Origin of the sequence: Mesorhizobium shonense, from assembly GCF_040545255.1 — a bacterium.
Taxonomy (GTDB): Bacteria; Pseudomonadota; Alphaproteobacteria; order Rhizobiales; family Rhizobiaceae; genus Mesorhizobium; species Mesorhizobium shonense.
In genome coordinates, this window is the sequence record NZ_JBEPLM010000003.1 from 426,616 (window position 1) to 444,216 (window position 17,601).

At 63.4% G+C, this 17,601-nt stretch carries 20 protein-coding genes; 8 read left to right on the plus strand and 12 right to left on the minus strand.

The genetic code is table 11. The features are described from left to right. Nucleotides 1-90: 90 nt before the first annotated feature. From ABID26_RS11580 to ABID26_RS11600, 5 genes are all read right to left on the minus strand, one after another. Nucleotides 91-1,344 (minus strand): L,D-transpeptidase family protein, encoded by a 1,254-nt coding sequence (locus tag ABID26_RS11580; protein ID WP_292373092.1) that lies wholly within the window; start codon nucleotides 1,342-1,344, stop codon nucleotides 91-93. A gap of 334 nt (nucleotides 1,345-1,678) precedes the next feature. After that, nucleotides 1,679-2,131, minus strand: a complete 453-nt coding sequence (locus tag ABID26_RS11585; RefSeq protein WP_354415420.1) for a hypothetical protein — start codon at nucleotides 2,129-2,131, stop codon at nucleotides 1,679-1,681. Nucleotides 2,132-2,307: 176 nt separating this feature from the next. After that, nucleotides 2,308-2,823, minus strand: coding sequence for a transcriptional regulator LdtR (gene ldtR / locus ABID26_RS11590; protein WP_040983294.1), 516 nt, complete (start codon nucleotides 2,821-2,823; stop codon nucleotides 2,308-2,310). Nucleotides 2,824-3,062: 239 nt separating this feature from the next. Then, nucleotides 3,063-3,485, minus strand: coding sequence for a DUF6163 family protein (locus ABID26_RS11595; RefSeq protein ID WP_126100119.1), 423 nt, complete (start codon nucleotides 3,483-3,485; stop codon nucleotides 3,063-3,065). After that, nucleotides 3,482-4,525, minus strand: a complete 1,044-nt coding sequence (locus ABID26_RS11600) for an enoyl-CoA hydratase/isomerase family protein (protein ID WP_292340343.1) — start codon at nucleotides 4,523-4,525, stop codon at nucleotides 3,482-3,484. The genes ABID26_RS11595 and ABID26_RS11600 overlap by 4 nt, the downstream gene beginning before the upstream one ends. Nucleotides 4,526-4,693: 168 nt before the next feature. Between ABID26_RS11600 and ABID26_RS11605 the strand changes: the two genes are divergently transcribed. The 3 genes from ABID26_RS11605 (at nucleotide 4,694) to ABID26_RS11615 (ending at nucleotide 7,557) form a co-directional block, all read left to right on the plus strand. Continuing rightward, nucleotides 4,694-5,509, plus strand: a complete 816-nt coding sequence (locus tag ABID26_RS11605) for a DUF2066 domain-containing protein (protein ID WP_292340342.1) — start codon at nucleotides 4,694-4,696, stop codon at nucleotides 5,507-5,509. Between the two features lie 215 nt (nucleotides 5,510-5,724). Then, nucleotides 5,725-6,756 carry a porphobilinogen synthase gene (gene hemB / locus ABID26_RS11610; protein ID WP_292340341.1) on the plus strand — a complete coding sequence of 344 codons (1,032 nt, stop codon included), beginning with the start codon at nucleotides 5,725-5,727 and terminating at the stop codon, nucleotides 6,754-6,756. A gap of 153 nt (nucleotides 6,757-6,909) precedes the next feature. Then, a complete protein-coding gene (locus ABID26_RS11615; protein ID WP_292301853.1) occupies nucleotides 6,910-7,557 on the plus strand; it encodes a dihydrofolate reductase family protein in 648 nt (215 codons plus the stop codon). Between the two features lie 45 nt (nucleotides 7,558-7,602). Here the strand turns inward: ABID26_RS11615 and ABID26_RS11620 are convergent, their stop codons facing one another. Continuing rightward, nucleotides 7,603-7,929, minus strand: coding sequence for a DUF1330 domain-containing protein (locus ABID26_RS11620; protein WP_126100114.1), 327 nt, complete (start codon nucleotides 7,927-7,929; stop codon nucleotides 7,603-7,605). A 178-nt stretch (nucleotides 7,930-8,107) separates the two neighbouring features. On the opposite strand from ABID26_RS11620, the gene ABID26_RS11625 reads away from it, so the two are divergent. After that, the gene (locus tag ABID26_RS11625) at nucleotides 8,108-8,803 is read left to right on the plus strand and encodes a winged helix-turn-helix transcriptional regulator (RefSeq protein WP_292301851.1); all 696 of its coding nucleotides are present in this window, start codon (nucleotides 8,108-8,110) and stop codon (nucleotides 8,801-8,803) included. 6 nt (nucleotides 8,804-8,809) lie between these two features. On the opposite strand, the gene ppk2 is transcribed toward ABID26_RS11625, so the two are convergent. After that, on the minus strand, nucleotides 8,810-9,742 hold the full coding sequence (gene ppk2 / locus ABID26_RS11630; RefSeq protein WP_292301849.1) for a polyphosphate kinase 2: 933 nt from the start codon (nucleotides 9,740-9,742) through the stop codon (nucleotides 8,810-8,812). Between the two features lie 266 nt (nucleotides 9,743-10,008). Here ppk2 and ABID26_RS11635 point away from each other — a divergent pair, with 266 nt between their 5' ends. Further along, nucleotides 10,009-11,052 carry an aldo/keto reductase gene (locus ABID26_RS11635; RefSeq protein WP_292301847.1) on the plus strand — a complete coding sequence of 348 codons (1,044 nt, stop codon included), beginning with the start codon at nucleotides 10,009-10,011 and terminating at the stop codon, nucleotides 11,050-11,052. A 6-nt stretch (nucleotides 11,053-11,058) separates the two neighbouring features. Here ABID26_RS11635 and ABID26_RS11640 read toward each other — a convergent pair whose 3' ends face one another. Next, nucleotides 11,059-12,030, minus strand: coding sequence for a glycosyl transferase family 90 (locus ABID26_RS11640; RefSeq protein ID WP_354415429.1), 972 nt, complete (start codon nucleotides 12,028-12,030; stop codon nucleotides 11,059-11,061). Nucleotides 12,031-12,155: 125 nt separating this feature from the next. Continuing rightward, entirely contained in the window at nucleotides 12,156-12,821 is a 666-nt protein-coding gene (locus tag ABID26_RS11645; RefSeq protein ID WP_292301843.1) for a GntR family transcriptional regulator, read from the minus strand. 117 nt (nucleotides 12,822-12,938) lie between these two features. Here ABID26_RS11645 and ABID26_RS11650 point away from each other — a divergent pair, with 117 nt between their 5' ends. Then, nucleotides 12,939-14,192: a multidrug efflux MFS transporter gene (locus tag ABID26_RS11650; protein ID WP_292301842.1), complete on the plus strand. Its 1,254-nt coding sequence runs from the start codon at nucleotides 12,939-12,941 to the stop codon at nucleotides 14,190-14,192. A gap of 30 nt (nucleotides 14,193-14,222) precedes the next feature. After that, nucleotides 14,223-14,597 (plus strand): DUF423 domain-containing protein, encoded by a 375-nt coding sequence (locus ABID26_RS11655; protein WP_126100108.1) that lies wholly within the window; start codon nucleotides 14,223-14,225, stop codon nucleotides 14,595-14,597. Between the two features lie 49 nt (nucleotides 14,598-14,646). On the opposite strand, the gene ABID26_RS11660 is transcribed toward ABID26_RS11655, so the two are convergent. Next, nucleotides 14,647-14,784, minus strand: coding sequence for a hypothetical protein (locus ABID26_RS11660; RefSeq protein WP_189521199.1), 138 nt, complete (start codon nucleotides 14,782-14,784; stop codon nucleotides 14,647-14,649). 56 nt (nucleotides 14,785-14,840) lie between these two features. Then, nucleotides 14,841-14,984, minus strand: coding sequence for a hypothetical protein (locus ABID26_RS11665; RefSeq protein WP_189521197.1), 144 nt, complete (start codon nucleotides 14,982-14,984; stop codon nucleotides 14,841-14,843). A gap of 177 nt (nucleotides 14,985-15,161) precedes the next feature. Here ABID26_RS11665 and ABID26_RS11670 point away from each other — a divergent pair, with 177 nt between their 5' ends. Further along, nucleotides 15,162-16,241, plus strand: a complete 1,080-nt coding sequence (locus tag ABID26_RS11670) for a LacI family DNA-binding transcriptional regulator (protein ID WP_292301840.1) — start codon at nucleotides 15,162-15,164, stop codon at nucleotides 16,239-16,241. A 7-nt stretch (nucleotides 16,242-16,248) separates the two neighbouring features. Here the strand turns inward: ABID26_RS11670 and ABID26_RS11675 are convergent, their stop codons facing one another. Then, nucleotides 16,249-17,433, minus strand: coding sequence for an OpgC family protein (locus ABID26_RS11675; protein ID WP_292301882.1), 1,185 nt, complete (start codon nucleotides 17,431-17,433; stop codon nucleotides 16,249-16,251). Nucleotides 17,434-17,601: the final 168 nt, after the last annotated feature.

The following is a 17,601-nucleotide window of genomic DNA, read 5'->3' on the forward strand; positions in this document are numbered from 1 at the left end:
ATGGGTGCACCCCAATGCCTGCGCTGGTGGACACTGATCAAACAAAAAGGCCGCTCCAGGAGCGGCCTTTTTGTTTGAAATATCAGCTGTTTACAGCGAAGAAGTGATCTGCAGCTGCTCGTTGCCGTCGAGGCCGTAGATGTCGTCGCGGAACTGCACGACGCCGGGGCCCGTCGACCATGCCGACAGATAGAGGAAGTGCACCGGCACCGGATTGACGACCTGCACCGGGGTGTTCTCGCCGGTCTTGATCGTCGCCTCGAAATGCTGGCGGTCCCAGCCCGGCGTGTCGCGCAGGATCCAGGTGACGAGGTCGCGCACGTTCTGGACGCGCACGCAGCCGGAAGAGTCGAAGCGCATCAGCTTGCCGAACAGGCTCTGCTGCGGCGTGTCGTGCATATAGACGCCGTCCGGGCTGGGGAAATTGATCTTGACCGAAGCCATGGCGTTGCCGGCGCCCGGATCCTGGCGGAACCGGTATTTCTCCGCATCGTCCGTCGACCAGTCGACGGTCATCGGATCGACCTCGCTGCCGTCCGGCGCGAACAGGCGGATATGACTGTCCTTGAGGTAGTTCGGGTCCTTCCGCATCAGCGGAATGATGTCCTTGCGCACGATCGAAACCGGCGCGTTCCAGTAAGGATTGACGATGATCTCGTTGATCTTGGAATTCACGATCGGCGTCTGGCGGTCGATCTTGCCGACGATTGCGGTGTGGCGAAGCACGACGCGATCGTTCTCGACCGCTTCAATCTGCGCCCCTGGGATGTCGACCAATACGTAGCGGCTGCCCAACGTGCCGGCCTTTTCCTTCAGGCGCTGCAGGTTGGTCTGCAACTGACCGAGGCGGATCTGCGCCGAGACGTTCATCGCCGCATAGGTGTATTTGCCCATCGCGCCATCGGCCGGCAGGCCGTGGCGAAGCTGGAAGCGCTTGACCGCCGAGTCGACATAGGAATCGAACGCCGTCGAAATGCCGGCGCTCTGCGCCAGGTCGCCCGAGATCATCAGCCGCTTGCGCAGCGGCACGACATCCGGATCGTCGACGCCGAGCTGCAATTTCTTGGTCGCCGGAACCTGCTCCCAGCCGCCCTGGCCGGCGATGTTCTGGTACTGCGCCACCGCCTGCTCGGTGAAGGCGACGGTCTGCAGGCTGAAGATCGGCAGCGTGGAGGCTACCTTGCCGGTCTGACTGGCGCGGGCGTCGAACTGGTCGTCCCAATTGCCGCGGCCCGAGGATTTCAGGATATCCCCGATCACGTCCTGCGCGCTGGCATGGCCGGCGACCAAGGCGGCGGCGAGCGCGGAGGCTCCGGTAAGGAAGAAACGGCGGCTGGTTCTCATGGACGTTCCAGACATTCTAGCTGTATCAAATCTCGCTCAGTTCGCTCTACTGGCGGGTTGCCCGCACTCTAGGGTCGGCAATCTTAACAATTAGCCAACCATGTCCCGCATCGCCCGGCTGCCAGAAACGCGCGGCCGCAGCGCCAGGTCCAATGAGCGCAGGGCATAGCCCGCAGCATCACCCGCACTCTCGCTTTCACCGCGATTATGGCGGCAACGTGGCCTTGGTCCGCGATTTGCTTGAGGCGAGAAGATGAAGGGAAAGGGACCGATGCATTTTGGCATCGCCGGTCGCGGACGGTTCGGCGAATGCCTCGTAAGTTTTCGGCTTGTCCTACTTCACCCGGTTCGGGCACAGAGCTTTGAATTGCTCCAGCGTATAGTCGTAGCCAGAGGCGCCTGAACCATCGAGCACCACGTTCTCGTCCGTGTCGGCAATCATATAGTCCGTCGCACTTCCGGCGGGGCTGCGCCCCTGGAACAGCATGTTGGCGCCATAAAAGGTGGTGAACTTGCCGGTCTTGCAGTCCGCGGTGATCTCCAGATGCAGGGGCGTTCTCATTTCCCTGGCAATGCAATCCTCGGTCACCTTGCCGACATAGTCACGGCAAAAGCCGATTGCATTTTGCCTGGTGTGCTTCGTCAACACGCTGGCATGCGACGTGCCGATGCCGGACTTTTTGACGATCGTGACCTCCATGCCCGCCCTGCCGCCATAGTAGAGCGTCTTGGCGTCAGCCGGTGAAGCCAGGGCCAACGCGGAAAGTACAAGCAGGAAATAGCGCACGACACCCCTCCCCGTTGGCAGGAGAGCTTCCACACGCGCTGCCCCCTGGTCAACTCCCCAGGGCCTTCCCTTCGCAACAAGAAAAAGACCGGCACCTTTCGGCACCGGTCCCCTTATTGTTTCCCCCGGGCCGCACTTCTTCGGCGCGGCTTTGATGTCTCAGGTTTCGAAAGCGCCTACATCCGGTAAGCGATGGTGTCGTTCCAGAAGCGGTCCAGCCGCTGCAGGGCGCGGTTCATCTGCTTGAACTCGTCGGTGTTGATGCCACCCACCGCCTCGATCGAACCGACATGGCGCTCGTAGAGGCCGGCGACGACGTCGGCCACCTCGTTGCCCTTCGGCGTCAGCGAGACGCGGACCGAGCGGCGGTCGATGCGCGAGCGCTGATGGTTGATGAAGCCGAGATCGACCAGCTTCTTCAGGTTATAGGAGACGTTCGAGCCGAGATAATAGCCACGCGAGCGCAGCTCGCCGGCGGTCAGTTCCGAATTGCCGATGTTGAAGAGCAGCAGCGCCTGGATGGCGTTGATGTCGGAGCGGCCGTTGCGGTCGAACTCGTCCTTGATCACGTCAAGCAGACGGCGATGCAGACGCTCCACCAGCTGCAGCGATTCCATGTACAGCGAACGGATCGCCTCGCGGCGGTCGTCGGATACGTTAGCGGTCTTCGCCGCCGGACGCGAATTGATCATTGTCTTTGCCTCTCGTTTGTCGCCCGGTGATTTTTTGTTCTTCACCTTGATCGCGACACTATCGAATACTCATAAAATTCGACTTAAACGCCAAGGCTAACAAGAGCTTACCGGTAAGAGGTTTCGAAAGAGGCTTAACGAACGGTCACGCGAGCAAGAACAATTAACCTAAAGGTTTAGCCAATGGCTTTTGGGCAAATCGCTGAGCCGAATCTAGGCCTCTGGAGCCGCTTGGCAACCTACTGCCGGAGCCGACGCTTCTGTAGCCAGATGGTCACCCGGAAGACGACATAGAGCAGCGCCGCGCAGGCATGCGAGACGACGATCAGCAGCCTGTGCCCGAAGAGGCCGGGAAAGCCCGCATACATGACGGTTTCGGTCGCCGCGCAGATGAACCAGATGACGGGCCCCCAGGAGGCGAGCATCCAGAGGCCCGCGGCGGCAAAGGGAAAGAAGACGGCAAGCGTGGCCGCGGCCACCTGCCAGTGCACCGGCATCAGGTCGAAGCGCCAAAGCTCGCCGGGATAAATGCCGATCAGCCGGATCCAGTAGAGGACGCCGAAAAGCAGGCAATAGCCGGCAATGACCCGCTGGAACCAGGCGAAAATGACCTCGGTGGTCGAGGGCTGCAGCACCACGCGCCTGGAAGTGACCTCGCTCACAGCTCGAGCTCCCGGGCTCCGAGCGGCGCGAAATAGGCATCGACATCGGCGGCGCTCACCGCATCGAGACTGGTAGGCCGCCACTCAGGCTTCGAGCCCTTGTCGATGATGGCGGCGCGGATGCCTTCGTAGAAGTCGTGGCCGGCCAGCATGCGGTTGAGGATGCGGAACTCCATCTTCATGCACTCGTCCATCGACAGCGCCAGTCCGGCGCTGATCTCGCGCCAGGCGACGTTGAGGCTGGTCGGCGAGCGCATCCTGATCGTCGCCAGCGTCTTGGCTGCGAAAGCATCTTCGGCGGCGGCCCGCTCCAGGCTGGAGATGGTGTCGGCCAGCGAGGCTTGCGAAAAGTGATGGGCGATCGCTTCCAGGTCCTGTCGTTCCGTCTCGCGCTTGGCAGGCGTAAAGAAAGAGCGCAACTCCGACTCCGGATCGCCGGAAACTGCGATCTCATCGAGCAGCCCCGCCTGGTCCTCGGCCTTGATGGTGTGGGTGGCCAGGCCCGACCACAGCGCATCGCCGTAGCGGATACGGTTTCCCGTCAGCCCCAGATACATGCCGAAGCTGCCGCCGAGATCGGGCAAGAGATGGCTGGCGCCGACATCGGGGAAGAAGCCGATGCCGACTTCCGGCATGGCGAACTGCGCGTTCTCGGTCAGCACGCGATGCGAGCCGTGGAAGGAAATGCCGACGCCGCCGCCCATGACGATGCCGTCGATCAGCGCGACATAGGGTTTCCTGAAACGCGCGATGCGGGCGTTGAGCCGGTACTCGTCGGCGAAGAAGTCGACCGGCGGCTTGCCGGCGCGGCCGGACTCGTAGATGTGCAGGATGTCGCCGCCGGCGGAAAACGCCCTGCCCTCGGCCTTGACGACGACGGCGCTGACGCCGGCATCGCCCTCCCAGGCGTCGAGCGCCTTGCCGAGCGCCTTGATCATGCGATGGGTGACGGCATTGAGCGCCCGCGGCCGCGTCAGCGTGACGACGCCCGCCTTGCCCAAACGCTCGAAGCGAATCTCGTCGCCTCCGTCAAAATCCATCACCAGAGAATCCTTGTCTCCGCCCTTTCGGGGGACTGAAGTGCTAAAGGCGGCATAAGGATGCGTCAATGCCAGCGGGTCATCACACTGGCGGCTGGGCGCGCCAGATGTTACGAAACCGGCAAACGATTGCGCCCGCGCGGCCCGACAGATTTCGAGCAAATCGACATGGCTGGATTTCCTCGTCTCGTGGCTGGATTGGCAGGGCTCCTTTGGCTGGGAGCTCCGCCGGCCATTGCCGCGACGACCGACGAACTCTACCAGGCGCAGACCATCGTCACCGGCACCGGTGAGCCGAACCGCGAGATCGGCTTCAAGGATTGCCTGGAGAAGGTGCTAATCAGGGTTTCCGGCGACCAGCGGCTGACGCAGAAATCGGAGATGCTGGCACTGCGCGACAAGGCAGCCGACTTCGTCCAATCCTTCCGCTACCACGACCGGCTGGAAGGCGTGCCGATCCATGACGAGCAAGGCACGCATGACAGGCCGCACGACCTGACGTGCCTCTACAAGCCCGCCGTGGTCGACAAGCTCCTGGCGCAGCTCGGCAGCAGACCCTGGCATGGCGAGCGACCGACGCTCGCCGTCTTCCTCACGACCGAGCAAGGCGCGAGGCATTTCGTGCTGACGGCCGACGAGGATCGCGGAGAGACGATGCGCGAATCCTTCGCCAATGCCACCGGCCCGCTGCTGATGCGCGTCACCTTCCCAAAGGCCATGCAGCTTGCCGGGCTCAACGACAAAACGCTGCGCACCGCCGACATGGCAAAGCTCGACCGGCTCGCCAAGGGAATGGGCGCCAGCAAAACGCTCGCCGGCAGCATCGTGTGGAGCGACAAGGAACTTGGTTGGATCGCCGACTGGCGGCTGGCCGCGCGCGGCAAGACCTACCAATGGCAGGTGCGCGGCGTCAGCTTCGACGAAGCTTTCCGCGTGGCTGTGCGGGGTGCGGCGCAGATATTGTCGGGGAATGGGCAGCCGTGAGGCACAGTTCCTCGCCCCCACGAAGTGGGGAGAGGTGGCTCGGCGAAGGCGGGGAGCGCCCTACGAAGGCCCCCTCTCCGTCCACTACGCGGACACCTCTCCCCCGCCTGCGGCGGGGGAGAGGAACTTGCACTCGGCTCCTGGCACAATCGTGTCGCATTGGTCAGCGGCCGGGGCGCGTGGTAAAAAGCCGGGACGACAAGAGAGTTTTGGCGATGAACAGAATCACACCCGCAAAGCCTGCCGGCGCGCGCAGCGTCGACGAGATCACCGGCAGCCGGCGGCTGCGGCGCATGCGCAAGGCCGACTGGTCGCGCCGGCTGGTGCAGGAGAACCGGCTCTCGGTGAACGACCTGATCTGGCCGATCTTCGTCGTCGACGGCAAAAATGTGCGCGAGCCGATCGCCGCCATGCCGGACGTCTATCGCCTTTCCGTCGACCTCGCGGTCAAGGAGGCGGAACGCGCGGCCAAGCTCGGCATCCCGGCGATCGCAACCTTCCCCAATGTCGAGCTTTCGCTGCGCGACCAGACCGGATCGCACATCCTCGACCCCGAAAACATCATCAACCGCACTACCCGCGCCATCAAGGACGCGGTGCCGGAGATCGGCATCATTACCGACGCCGCGCTCGATCCGTTCACCAGCCATGGCCATGACGGCATTTTGCGCGACGGCATCATCGTCAACGACGAGACCGTCGAGCAGGTTACCGCAGCAGCGGTTATCCAGGCGGCGGCGGGCGCGGACATCATCGCGCCGTCCGACATGATGGACGGCCGCATCGGCGCCATCCGCGACGCGCTCGACGCCAACGGTTTTCAGGACGTGGCGATCATGTCCTATGCGACGAAATTCGCCTCGGCCTTCTATGGGCCCTATCGCGAGGCCGTCGGCACCGCCGGCCTGCTGAAGGGCGACAAGAAGACCTATTACATCGACCACGCCAATTCCGACGAGGCGGTGCGCGAGGCCGAGCAGGATCTCGCCGAAGGCGCCGACATGCTGATGGTGAAGCCGGGGCTGCCCTATCTCGACATCATCCGCCGGTTGAAGGACGAGCTCCGGATGCCGACCTTCGCTTACCAGGTGTCGGGCGAATATTCGATGATCAAGGCGGCCAGCGCCAATGGCTGGATCGACGGCGAGAAGGCGATGCTGGAATCGCTTCTCGCCCTCAAGCGCGCTGGCTGCGACGGCATCCTCACCTATTTCGCGCCGGTGGTGGCGGAGATGCTGAAGGGCTGAGCTCCCTTCCCTATCGCCTTCTTGCTGCATTTATCGGGGCGCGCCCACTCGGGTGGGGTGATTTTGCGCGCCCAGCAAATACCGCTTGCATTACGCAATCAGTTAAGCTACCTCATAACCGCTTTCAAATTACAACCAGTTTAGGAGGCAATGATGTCCAGGCTGCGTGTCAACGCTTTCACCTTGTCGCTCGACGGCTACGGCGCCGGTCCCGATCAGACCCTCGAAAACCCGCTCGGCGTCGGCGGCGAAGATCTGCATAAATGGATGATCGGCACCCGCTCCTTCCACCAGATGGTCGGCAAGGATGGCGGCACCACCGACATCGATGACCGCTTCACCGTACGCAGCTTCGAGAATGTCGGCGCCTGGATCCTCGGCCGCAACATGTTCGGGCCGGTCCGCGGCGAATGGCCGGACGAGAGCTGGAAAGGCTGGTGGGGCGACAACCCGCCCTATCACGTGCCGGTCTTCGTGCTCACCCACCACAAGCGCGCGCCGATCGTCATGGAAGGCGGCACAACCTTTTATTTCGTCACCGACGGCATCCATTCAGCATTGGAACAGGCGAAAGCTGCAGCCAATGGCAAGGACGTTCGGGTCGGCGGTGGCGTTTCGACAGTCCGGCAATATCTCAAGGAGAAGCTCATCGACGAGATGCACCTCGCCATCTCGCCGATGCTGCTCGGCTCCGGCGAGCACCTCTTCGCCGGCCTCGACATGCTGAAGCTCGGCTATCGCTGCACCAGCCAGGTCGCGACGGCCGATGCGACGCATGTCGTCATCAAACGCAATTCCTGATCGCAAGATGCCGGAACGCGAGCTGGCCGCGTTCCGGTCGTGCCCTCAGCCCTTCGGTAGATAGGAAATCGTCCCCGCCAGATCGGTGTTGTCGATCAGCTGGAAACGGCTTTCGCTACCGGCCTGACGCGCGGCAAGATACGGCGCGTATTGCGGATCGCTGGCGAAGGCCTGCGCCGCCGTCGCCGTCGGAAACGCCATCAGCGCGATCAGGCTGGTGTCCAGCGGGTTGCCCTCAAGCGTCTTCACATTGCCGCTGCGCGCCAGATATCTGCCGCCATGCTTGTGCACCAGCTCGTGCACCGAAGCGGCATAGGCCGGCACCCACTTGTCGTCCGTCACCTTGATGTCGGCGATCACGTAAACGGTCATGGTCAAAAGTCTCCTCTTGTTGTCGGCACCGGACCGCCCGGTGACGTGACCGCTGCCTCGCATGGCAAGGCCGAAACGCTCCAGTCTGCCATCTGTACTGGCCGGTACAGCTTCTGTACTGGCCGCAAGGGGCGCCTGAGGATTATGGTTCGGCTTCAATCGGTGGGAGGCCAAACAGATGACGCAACCCGGATATAAGCAGTTCTGCCCGCTCTCGATGGCGGCGGAGCTGTTGTGCACACGCTGGACCATGGTGCTGCTGCGCGAGCTGGTGGCGGGCTCGACCCGCTTCAACGATCTGCGTCGCGGCGTTCCGAAAATGTCGCCGACACTTCTGTCGCAAAGACTGAAAGAGCTGGAGGTCGCAGGCATTGTCGAGCGCGTCGAGCTCAAATCCGAGAAAGGCGTTTTCGAATACAGGCTGACCGAGGCCGGCAAGGATCTGCGCCCCGTGGTCGAGGCGATGGGTTTCTGGGGCCAGAAATGGGTCGAAGCCCGGCTGTCGCTCAAGAACCTCGATCCATCGCTGCTGATGTGGGATATGCGACGCAACCTGAACCCAAGCCCGCTGCCCGACGGCCGCACGGTAATACAATTCCTGTATCACGACCTGCCGGCGTCAAAACGCTCCTGGTGGCTGATCGTCGAGAAGTACGGTGATGTCGATCTGTGCTGGTACGATCCGGGATTTGAGGTCGATCTCTATGTCTCGACCGACCTCTGCACCATGACCTCGATCTGGATGGGACTGACGACAGTCCACAAGGAGCGCGAGAAGGTAGCGCTGACCGGAAACCTCGACATCGCCGCCAAGATGCAGACGTGGCTCGGCCTCAGCCCATTTGCCGTCATGCCGAAACGCGTAGCCGCATAGCGGGCCTCAATACTTCGCCGGCACGTAGAGCTCGCGCGGCAGCACCTGGCGCTCGTAGGACGGGTTGAAGACGCGCTCGGGCAGCGTGATCTCCTCGTGCGGCACATCTTCGTAAGGCATCTGCTGCAAGAGGTGGTCGATGCAGTTCAGCCGCGCCCGCTTCTTGTCGTTGCCTTCGACGATGAACCAGGGCGCTTCCTTGATGTTGGTGCGGGCGAAGGTCTCTTCCTTGGCCTTGGTGTACTGCTCCCAGCGCACGCGCGACTGCAGATCCATGGGCGACAGCTTCCACTGCTTCATCGGGTCGTGGATGCGCATCAAAAAGCGCATCTGCTGCTCCTCGTCGGTGATCGAGAACCAGTATTTGACCAGCGTGATGCCGGAGCGCACCAGCATGCGCTCGAACTCCGGCACGTCGCGGAAGAACTCTTCCACCTGCTCGGCATTGGCAAAGCCCATGACGCGCTCGACGCCGGAGCGGTTGTACCAGGAGCGATCAAACAGCACGATCTCGCCGCCGGCAGGGAGATGCGGCACGTAGCGCTGGAAGTACCATTGCGACTTCTCGCGCTCGGTCGGCGCGGGCAGCGCCACGACACGGGCGATGCGCGGGTTGAGGCGCTGCGTGATGCGCTTGATGACGCCGCCCTTGCCGGCGGAGTCGCGGCCCTCGAAGATCACCACCAGCTTCTTCTTGTGATAGGCGACCCAGGACTGCAGCTTGATCAATTCCGACTGCAGCCTCAGCAGCTCGCGGAAATAGGTCATCCGCTCGATGGAGGGCGGATGCGACTTCTTGTAGATTTTGGCGATCTCGAGCGAGAGCGCAGGCTCGGAAATCTCCAGCTCATAGTCCTCGTCGAGCGTGTCCTCGAGCTCGGCTTCCAGCCAGTCCTTGGCTCCGGAATTCGGCCCGGAATTCGGTTTGAATTCGTTCATCGCGCTGCTCCTGCCTGTCAGCCACCCTGTCTTCGGATGCGTTCCGGCGTGCCGCAAACGCAACTCCGTAAGCCGACTGAGATACAGGCCTGCAATGACGGTTTTATTGCAAGCTCGCCCGGCAACCAGTGAACTAGCTGTTATGTGATCGGCCCGTATCGATGCCGGGGCGACAAGCCGCCGGAATTGTCCTACAAATACCCTCGCTTCTTTCCGGCGCCCGCCACGGCGCGCCCCTGCAAAAACAAAAATCGCGAGGACCTGACATGGAATACCGCACCCTTGGCCGTTCCGGCCTGAAGGTTTCGACATTGACGCTTGGCACGATGACCTTCGGCGGCACGGGCCCGTTCGCCGCCGTCGGCAATTCCGATCTTTCCGAAGCCAAGCGCATCATCGACACCTGCATCGATGCCGGCATCAACCTCATCGACACCGCCAATGTCTATTCGAACGGTCTGTCCGAGGAGATCGTCGGCGAGGCGCTCGGCGGCAAGCGCAAGAACGATGTGCTGATCGCGTCGAAGGCGCGCATGCGGATCGGCAACGGCCCCAACGACGAAGGCCTGTCGCGCCATCATCTGATCCGCGAATGCGAGATGAGCCTGAAGCGGCTGAAGACCGATGTCATCGACATTTACTTCCTGCACGAATGGGATGGCGTCACGCCGCTGGAGGAGACGATCGCAGCGCTCGACACCTTGGTCGGCCAGGGCAAGATCCGTTATGTCGGCTGCTCCAACTACTCGGGCTGGCAGGTGATGAAGGCGCTCTCGATCAGCGACAGCCATCATCAGCCGCGCTTCGTCACGCAGCAGATCCACTACACGCTGGAAGCGCGCGAGGCCGAGTACGAGTTGCTGCCGATCTCGGTCGACCAGGGCCTAGGCGTGCTGGTGTGGAGCCCGCTGGCCGGCGGCCTGCTTTCCGGCAAATACCGCCGCGACAGCCCGACGGCGCGGCAACTTGGCGGCTGGTCGGAACCGCCGATCCGCGACGAGGACAGGCTGTGGCGGATCGTCGACGTACTCTCCGAGATAGGCAAGGCGCGTGGCGTTTCGGCGGCGCAGGTGGCGCTTGCCTGGCTGCTCGGCCGCCCGGCCGTCAGCTCGCTGGTGATCGGCGCCCGCAACGAAGCCCAGCTCAAGGACAACCTTGCCGCAGCAAGCCTGACACTGTCGCTCGACGAGCGCTTGCGCCTCGACGCCGTCAGCCGGCCGCCGGTGCTTTATCCCTACTGGCACCAGCAGCTCACCGCCAAGGACCGGTTCGGCCCGGCCGACCTGGTGCTCGACCGCAGCGATATCTGACAACCGTCAGCCTGTGATGTAGCGCCAGACTTCCGCGTCGGGTTTGATCTGGCCGCTCAGCACGAAATATTTGTAGAGGACCAGCAGGGAAACGGCCCACTCGTCCTTTTCGTTGCTGAACCGGCGGCAATAGGCGTTGGCCGCCGTTATGATACGCTGGGCCTCCGCCGGATGCCTTTCGAAATAGGCGATCTTGTCGGCGACATCCGAAAAATCCGGCGCAAGCGGCACATAGTGGACATTGGCCTCGACCTCAGCTTCGGCGAACCAGGTCTCGTAGGTCGGCGGCGGCATCAGGCAGAGCGAGTTCGAGCTCATGATCCATTTCAGGTTCGTCGCCACGTCGTTGCCTTCGAGCGAGACGATGTAGCGGAACTGCAGATGCTGCGGGAGCGTGAGATAAGGCTTGCGGTAGTTCTCCGGCGCGCTTGGCTTAGGCGAGCCCGCATCGCAAACCGGCAGATCGCGCACGGCGTCGACGAACCGCTTGCGGATCGGATTGTTGAGATCGCCACGCCAGACCGCCATCGGGCGTTTGTCGGCGAAAGACAACCGATCGCGAGGGAAGCGGAAATGGCGGAACTTGTCGAGCTTCATGATCACGGCGTTGCCGTTGTCGTCACGGATCGGCCGATCTTTCACGATCGCCGGCATCTTGGGCACGTCGACGACATCGCCGAACTCGAGATCGATGAGCAGGTCGCGATCGAAGTAGCGGGCGAACTCCTTCAGATCGTAATAGTACATGCTCCCGAACTTGGGTATTTGACCGGCCGGCACGGCCGCCGCGCTCGGCACGAAGCTATGGTCGAGCCTGTTGTAATAGTTGACGCGGTCGCGGACCGTTTTGCCGGAGAGCCTCGCCTGCTGCAGCCGGCTGGCCAGGCAATGGCGAAAGAGAGCCTGCGGCACCACATCGCGCGTGATGTTGCGTACGAAATAAAATACCCGCGCTGCGGTGCGTAAGGGCGAAGCCATGCGTCCGTCGTTTCAAAGATGCGGAGTTGTTCCCCGCGTCTCCTACAGCATTGTGCCGAACATCTTGCAAGCCCGCACAACCGGACGAAATTGTGAGAGTCCAGTATTCGACCACGTTTGCGGGGTCAGGCAGCGACAACGGCAAAGCCCCTGGCGCGCAGGCCGCGCCGGTCGTCATGCAGCGAAGTCACCAGCCGGTCGCGGCTGCCGGCGATATGCGCCGAGAGCAGTCGCGCCGCCTCGTCGGCATCACCCTTTCGCACGGCCGCCAGGACCGCATGGTGCTCGGCCCATGCACGGCCGAGCGCCGCCTCGTCGCGCACTTCCAGCCAGCGGGCGCGCGACAGCCTGGTCATCGCGTCGCGCACGGCTCTGAGCAGAAATTCATTGCCGGAAAGCCTGGCCAGCTCGATGTGAAAATCCATGCCGACGCGGTGCCATTCCTCGCGCGGCGTATCGGCGTCGCAGGAATCGAGCATCGCCGCGATCACCTCGACTCCACCGCGATCCTCGAGCGCCGCCGTCAACCTCACCGCCGCCACCTCGACCGCTTCGCGGTAGACGGCGATCTGACCAAGCTCGGCGAGGTTGATGGGCGCTACCGTCCAGCCGCGGCCGTCGCGGCCGATCAGCCCTTCGGTCTCGAGGCGCAGCAATGCGGCCCTGACCGGAGTGCGCGAGGCGCCGAAGCGGCTTTCGATCCAACGCTCGGTCAGCCGCTCGCCCGGCCCGATCTCCAGCCCGAGGATCATCTCGCGAAGCTGCCTTTCGACATTCTGCATCTGCGACATTGTCGTTCCGCTTTTCGGCGCCGCATTGACAGCGGCTGGGTTGAGGTTCATGACGGATACCGTCTTGGTATCCCAAAACGGTATCCGGAACAACCCGGATGATCTTGCAGGCATGACATGGCGAACGACACTCCTGAACAGAGCGGCTACAACATCCATTGGCAGCGCAATCTTGCGGTCTGCTTCGCCGGCTCGTTCAGCACGCTGATTGCCATGACGCTGCTGTTGCCGTTCCTGCCGCTCTACGTTGAACAACTGGGCGCCGAGGGGCACGCGGCGATCGTGCAATGGTCGGGCATCGCCTATGGCGCCACCTTCTTTGCCGCGGCGCTGGTCGCCCCCCTGTGGGGCCGGCTCGGCGACCGCTATGGCCGCAAGCTGATGCTGGTGCGCGCCTCGTTCGGCATGGCGATCTGCATGTCGCTGACAGGCATGGTCGAGAGCGTCTGGCAATTGGTGTTGCTGAGGCTCCTTATCGGCTTTGCCGGCGGCTATTCCTCGGGCTCGACGATATTGGTGGCGATGCAGACGCCGAAGGACCGCTCCGGATGGGCGCTCGGCGTGCTCTCGGCCGGTATCACGGCGGGCTCGCTGGTCGGCCCACTGCTAGGCGGCGCGCTGCCGCCGGTGATCGGCATCCGCGCGACATTCCTGCTATCCGGCGGCGTGATCTTTCTCGCTTTCCTGGCCACGACTTTCCTGATCAAGGAAAACCCGCGCCCACCCGCGGTCAACGCCGCTTCGCCGGCGAAACCGAAAAGCGGCTGGTCGCAAATCCCCGACAAGCGCCCGGTCGTCGCCATGCTAACAACCGGCATGCTGCTCGCCTTCGCCACCATGTCGATCGAGCCGATCATCACCGTGTATGTGCAGCAGCTCGTCGAGGACCAGAGCAAGGTGACAATGGTCGCCGGCGTGGTGATGTCGGCGGCAGCACTCGGCACCATCCTGTCCTCGTCGTGGCTGGGCAAACTCGCCGACCGCGTCGGCCATTGGAATGTCGTCGTCGGCGCGCTCGCCGTCTCGGCGCTGCTGCTCATTCCACAGGCTTTCGTCACCAACGGCTGGCAACTGATCGGGCTGCGCTTCCTGATGGGCCTGGCGCTCGGCGGCTTGCTGCCCTGCATCACTAGCGTCATCCGCCACAACATCCCGGACGGCGTCGGCGGCAACGTGCTTGGATTGTCGATCTCGGCGCAATATGTCGGCCAGGTCGCTGGCCCCCTCGCCGGCGGCTTCGTCGGCGGCCATTTCGGGATGCCGGCGGTGTTTTTGGGCACATCCGTGCTGATGGCGCTCGGGGCGGTCTACAACTGGATTGTCCAGTCGCGGCGGGCGCGGCATATGCTGCTCGGGGCCGGCGAATCCTGATTGGCGGGCCACCGAACACGGAGCATCGAAATGAGCCTTGCGGGGCAATCCTCAAACGGCGGCAGCCCTGTCCTCGTGCTGGCGGGCGGCCTTGTCGGCGCGGCAGGCGTGGCGCTGTCAGCGGCGGCCGCGCATCGCGGCGGCGCCTTCACCGGCACGGCCGCATCCTTCCTGTTGATGCATGCGCCGGTCTTTCTCGCCATCGGCCTTATCGGCGGCAACCGGTGCCTCCGGATCGCAAGCCTAGCGCTGCTCGTCGGCCTGCTGCTGTTCTCGGGCGACCTGCTCGCCCGGGATTTCCTGGGTTCGCGGCTGTTTCCGATGTCGGCGCCGATCGGCGGCACGCTACTTATCGCCGGCTGGCTGGCGATCGCGGTCTCGGCGCTGTTGCGTCCACGGTCCTAGACCTATCTCTTCCATCGGTGAGGCCGTCGAGCACGGGGACGCGCCGGGATTACCGGCGCCCCGGGCGCAGTCTCCGCTTGCGCGTCGCCGGCTCGGCCGCGCGCGGCCGTTCCGGCCGGTCGGTCGCCGGCGAGATGCCCCAATAGTTGCGATAGATGTCCTGGAAAAGATGGCTGATCGGATGCATGACTGGCTCCTTGAATTGAATCGATCCAATTGATCGATGCGAAAAAGGCTGATTTTTCAGGCGCTCTTGCGCTCCACGATGAAGCGCGGCTCACGCTTCCACGGGCTTGCCCTGCCACGGCGCCGCTCGCTCCGCGCGACCGAGGCAATGCCCCAATCGTTGCGGTAGACGTCTTCAAACAAATAGTTGACCGGATGCATGGCACCCTCCTTCTCGAACTTTGCTCCCAATCGTCGAAGCAACTTGGATCGATTCAAATCTTATGCCTCGCACCATTGGAGTCAAGCAAAAATTTGAATCGATCCAAGAAAAATGTTAGATGACCGGCAAGCATTCCGCGGTCATGTTCGCTGTGTGACCGGATTCGGAGGAACGACATGGCATTACCCATCGAAGGCCAAGCACGACCCATCCGGCTGGCGGACATCGCCAAGGCGGCCGGTGTCTCGCATGGCACGGCCTCCAACGTCTTCAGCCGCCCGGAGATCGTGCGCGCCGAGGTGCGCGAGCGGGTCAAGGCGGTGGCGGAGGCGATGGGCTATGCCGGCCCCGACCCCAAGGGGCGCCTGCTGCGCGCCGGCAAGGTCAACGCCATCGGCGTCGGCACGACCGAGCCGCTCTCCTATTTCTTCGAGGATCCCTTCGCCCGCGTCATGATGGCCGGCATCTCCGAGGCCTGCGACGCCACCGGCGCCGGCATCGCCCTGGTTTCGGCCGCCAACCAGGAAAAGCTCGCCTGGAACATCCAGAGCGCGCTCGTCGACGGCTTCATCCTGTTTTGCATCGAGGGCGGCTCGCGCCTCGTCGACCTGACGCGCGAGCGCAGGCTGCCTTTCGTCGCGCTGGAGCTCGGCTTCGAGGACGAAACAGTCTCGGCAATCGGCGTCGACAATGTCGCCGGCGCCAGGCTCGCAGCGCGCCACCTTGCCGAGCTCGGCCATCGCCGTTTCGCGGTGCTGTCGCTGGCCTTTGCCGACGGTCGCACCGGCTTCGCCACACCGGAAATCGTGCGGAGCGCGCTCTACACCGGAACGCGTGACCGCCTTGCCGGCTATTTTGAGGAACTCTCCCGTTTCGGCATCGATACGGCGAAAATCCCGTTCTACGAGACGGAGAACGAGGAGAAGAGCACGAGAGCCGGGCTCGAGGCGATCTTTGCCGGCGGCGAGCGGCCGACCGCCATCCTGGCGATGTCGGACAGGATGGCCCTCATCGCCATCGAGTGGCTGACCGAGCGAGGTCTCAAGGTGCCGCAGGAGGTTTCCATCGTCGGCTTCGACGGCGTGCCGGACGGCGCGCTCTGCGACCCACCGCTGACCACGATCGCGCAGCCGATCACCGAGATCGGCCGTCGGGCCGCCCACATGATCCTCGACTTCGACGGCACGGTGCGGCGCGAGACGATGGGCGTCGAGCTGGTCGTCAGGGCCTCCACCGGCCCGGCGCCGAGAACCTGACAAGCCCTCAGTAGCCGCCAACCCTCGCCGGTACAGGCTGCGCGCCAAACGTGGGGCGCGCAATCTCGTCGCGCGCCGGCTTGGCGCGGGCCGGGCCGAGACCGGCGAGCCATTCGAGATACAGCGCCAGCGCGAACTGCATGGCGATGCCGGCTGCGATCAGCAGCGTGTCATAGGCGAGGCCGCCCGGATTGATCAGCTTCAGCACCTGGGCCGCCATGGCGATCACCGTTCCGGCGACGAACACCGGCAGCGAGCGCTTGCCGAGGATCGCCAGCGGGTTGTCGGGCCTGGCACGGAAGAGGTTCGACACGGCCGGCAGGGCGACGACCAGGTAGCTGACCGAAAGGATATGCAGCAATCGCGGCAGCGACAGGAAGGTCTTGTCGAAACCACCGATCACCACCGGCAGGTCGAACCAGGTGATATGACCCCACAATGGGCTGTGCACCCAGACCGCCGCGCCGACCACGTAGACGCCGGCGAAACCCACCAGCCACCGGTTTACGGGAATGGCGCCGCCGCGCTTGACGTGCAGCATGGTCGCGAGGCCGATGTTGAACAGGAACTGCCAGGACAGGGGATTCAAGAACCACAGACCCGGCTCGGGATAGTTCGGCGGCGCGATCTGCCAGATGCCGGCAACCAGCCACAGCAGGCCGGACACCGTCAGCGCCGCCGCGGGCCTGTAGCTGACGAACAGCACAAAGGCCGGCGCCGCCAGAAGCAGCGCGGCATAAACCGGCAGGATGTTGTTGTAGCCGAGCTGATGGCCGAGCGTGACGATGCCGAGCAGCACCTCCGGCGTGTTCTTCATCAGCGGCTCGATGTTGATCATCTTCAACAGTTCCGGCCGGTGGGCAAACACCGCCGCGGCACAGAACATCGCGATCACCGCCATGGTGATGACGATGTGGGTGACATAGAGCACGCCAGCGCGCCGCCACATCTTGAGCGTCGCCAGCAGCCTGCCGCCCGGCTTGAACTTGCTGCCATAGGCGAGCGCCACCGAAATGCCGGAGATCAGCACAAAGGCCTCGGCCGCATCGGAGAAGCCGAGATTCTTATAGGTCAGGTTTTCGAAGACGGTGCCCGGCACATGGTCGACGAAAATGGTGAGCAGCGCGAGCGCGCGCAGCACGTCGATACGCGTATCGCGATCATGGATACGCGGGTCGCGATCGATACGCATGTCGCGATCGTTGATACGCGGGTCGCGCTGAGAAACGGGGATGGTCATCGACAAAAGGCCTCAGAGCTGGTGTTTCATGTCCAGCAATGCGACCCCCGACGCACCGCTTCGATTCCTCCCGTCGGGAGTGTATCGGCGCAGAAACGGTCTGAAATGCGCCCGGTTCAA

Coding starts and splice junctions, on each gene's coding strand:
- ABID26_RS11655 (WP_126100108.1), top strand. CDS start 14,223: ATGAGCCTTGCGGGGCAATCCTCAAACGGCGGCAGCCCTGTCCTCGTG.
- ldtR (WP_040983294.1), bottom strand. CDS start 2,823: ATGATCAATTCGCGTCCGGCGGCGAAGACCGCTAACGTATCCGACGAC.
- ABID26_RS11645 (WP_292301843.1), bottom strand. CDS start 12,821: ATGTCGCAGATGCAGAATGTCGAAAGGCAGCTTCGCGAGATGATCCTC.
- ABID26_RS11600 (WP_292340343.1), bottom strand. CDS start 4,525: ATGGATTTTGACGGAGGCGACGAGATTCGCTTCGAGCGTTTGGGCAAG.
- ABID26_RS11670 (WP_292301840.1), top strand. CDS start 15,162: ATGGCATTACCCATCGAAGGCCAAGCACGACCCATCCGGCTGGCGGAC.
- ABID26_RS11675 (WP_292301882.1), bottom strand. CDS start 17,433: ATGCGTATCGATCGCGACCCGCGTATCCATGATCGCGATACGCGTATC.
- ppk2 (WP_292301849.1), bottom strand. CDS start 9,742: ATGAACGAATTCAAACCGAATTCCGGGCCGAATTCCGGAGCCAAGGAC.
- ABID26_RS11665 (WP_189521197.1), bottom strand. CDS start 14,984: ATGCATCCGGTCAACTATTTGTTTGAAGACGTCTACCGCAACGATTGG.
- ABID26_RS11580 (WP_292373092.1), bottom strand. CDS start 1,344: ATGAGAACCAGCCGCCGTTTCTTCCTTACCGGAGCCTCCGCGCTCGCC.
- ABID26_RS11615 (WP_292301853.1), top strand. CDS start 6,910: ATGTCCAGGCTGCGTGTCAACGCTTTCACCTTGTCGCTCGACGGCTAC.
- ABID26_RS11650 (WP_292301842.1), top strand. CDS start 12,939: ATGGCGAACGACACTCCTGAACAGAGCGGCTACAACATCCATTGGCAG.
- ABID26_RS11660 (WP_189521199.1), bottom strand. CDS start 14,784: ATGCATCCGATCAGCCATCTTTTCCAGGACATCTATCGCAACTATTGG.
- ABID26_RS11620 (WP_126100114.1), bottom strand. CDS start 7,929: ATGACCGTTTACGTGATCGCCGACATCAAGGTGACGGACGACAAGTGG.
- hemB (WP_292340341.1), top strand. CDS start 5,725: ATGAACAGAATCACACCCGCAAAGCCTGCCGGCGCGCGCAGCGTCGAC.
- ABID26_RS11605 (WP_292340342.1), top strand. CDS start 4,694: ATGGCTGGATTTCCTCGTCTCGTGGCTGGATTGGCAGGGCTCCTTTGG.
- ABID26_RS11625 (WP_292301851.1), top strand. CDS start 8,108: ATGACGCAACCCGGATATAAGCAGTTCTGCCCGCTCTCGATGGCGGCG.
- ABID26_RS11635 (WP_292301847.1), top strand. CDS start 10,009: ATGGAATACCGCACCCTTGGCCGTTCCGGCCTGAAGGTTTCGACATTG.
- ABID26_RS11640 (WP_354415429.1), bottom strand. CDS start 12,030: ATGGCTTCGCCCTTACGCACCGCAGCGCGGGTATTTTATTTCGTACGC.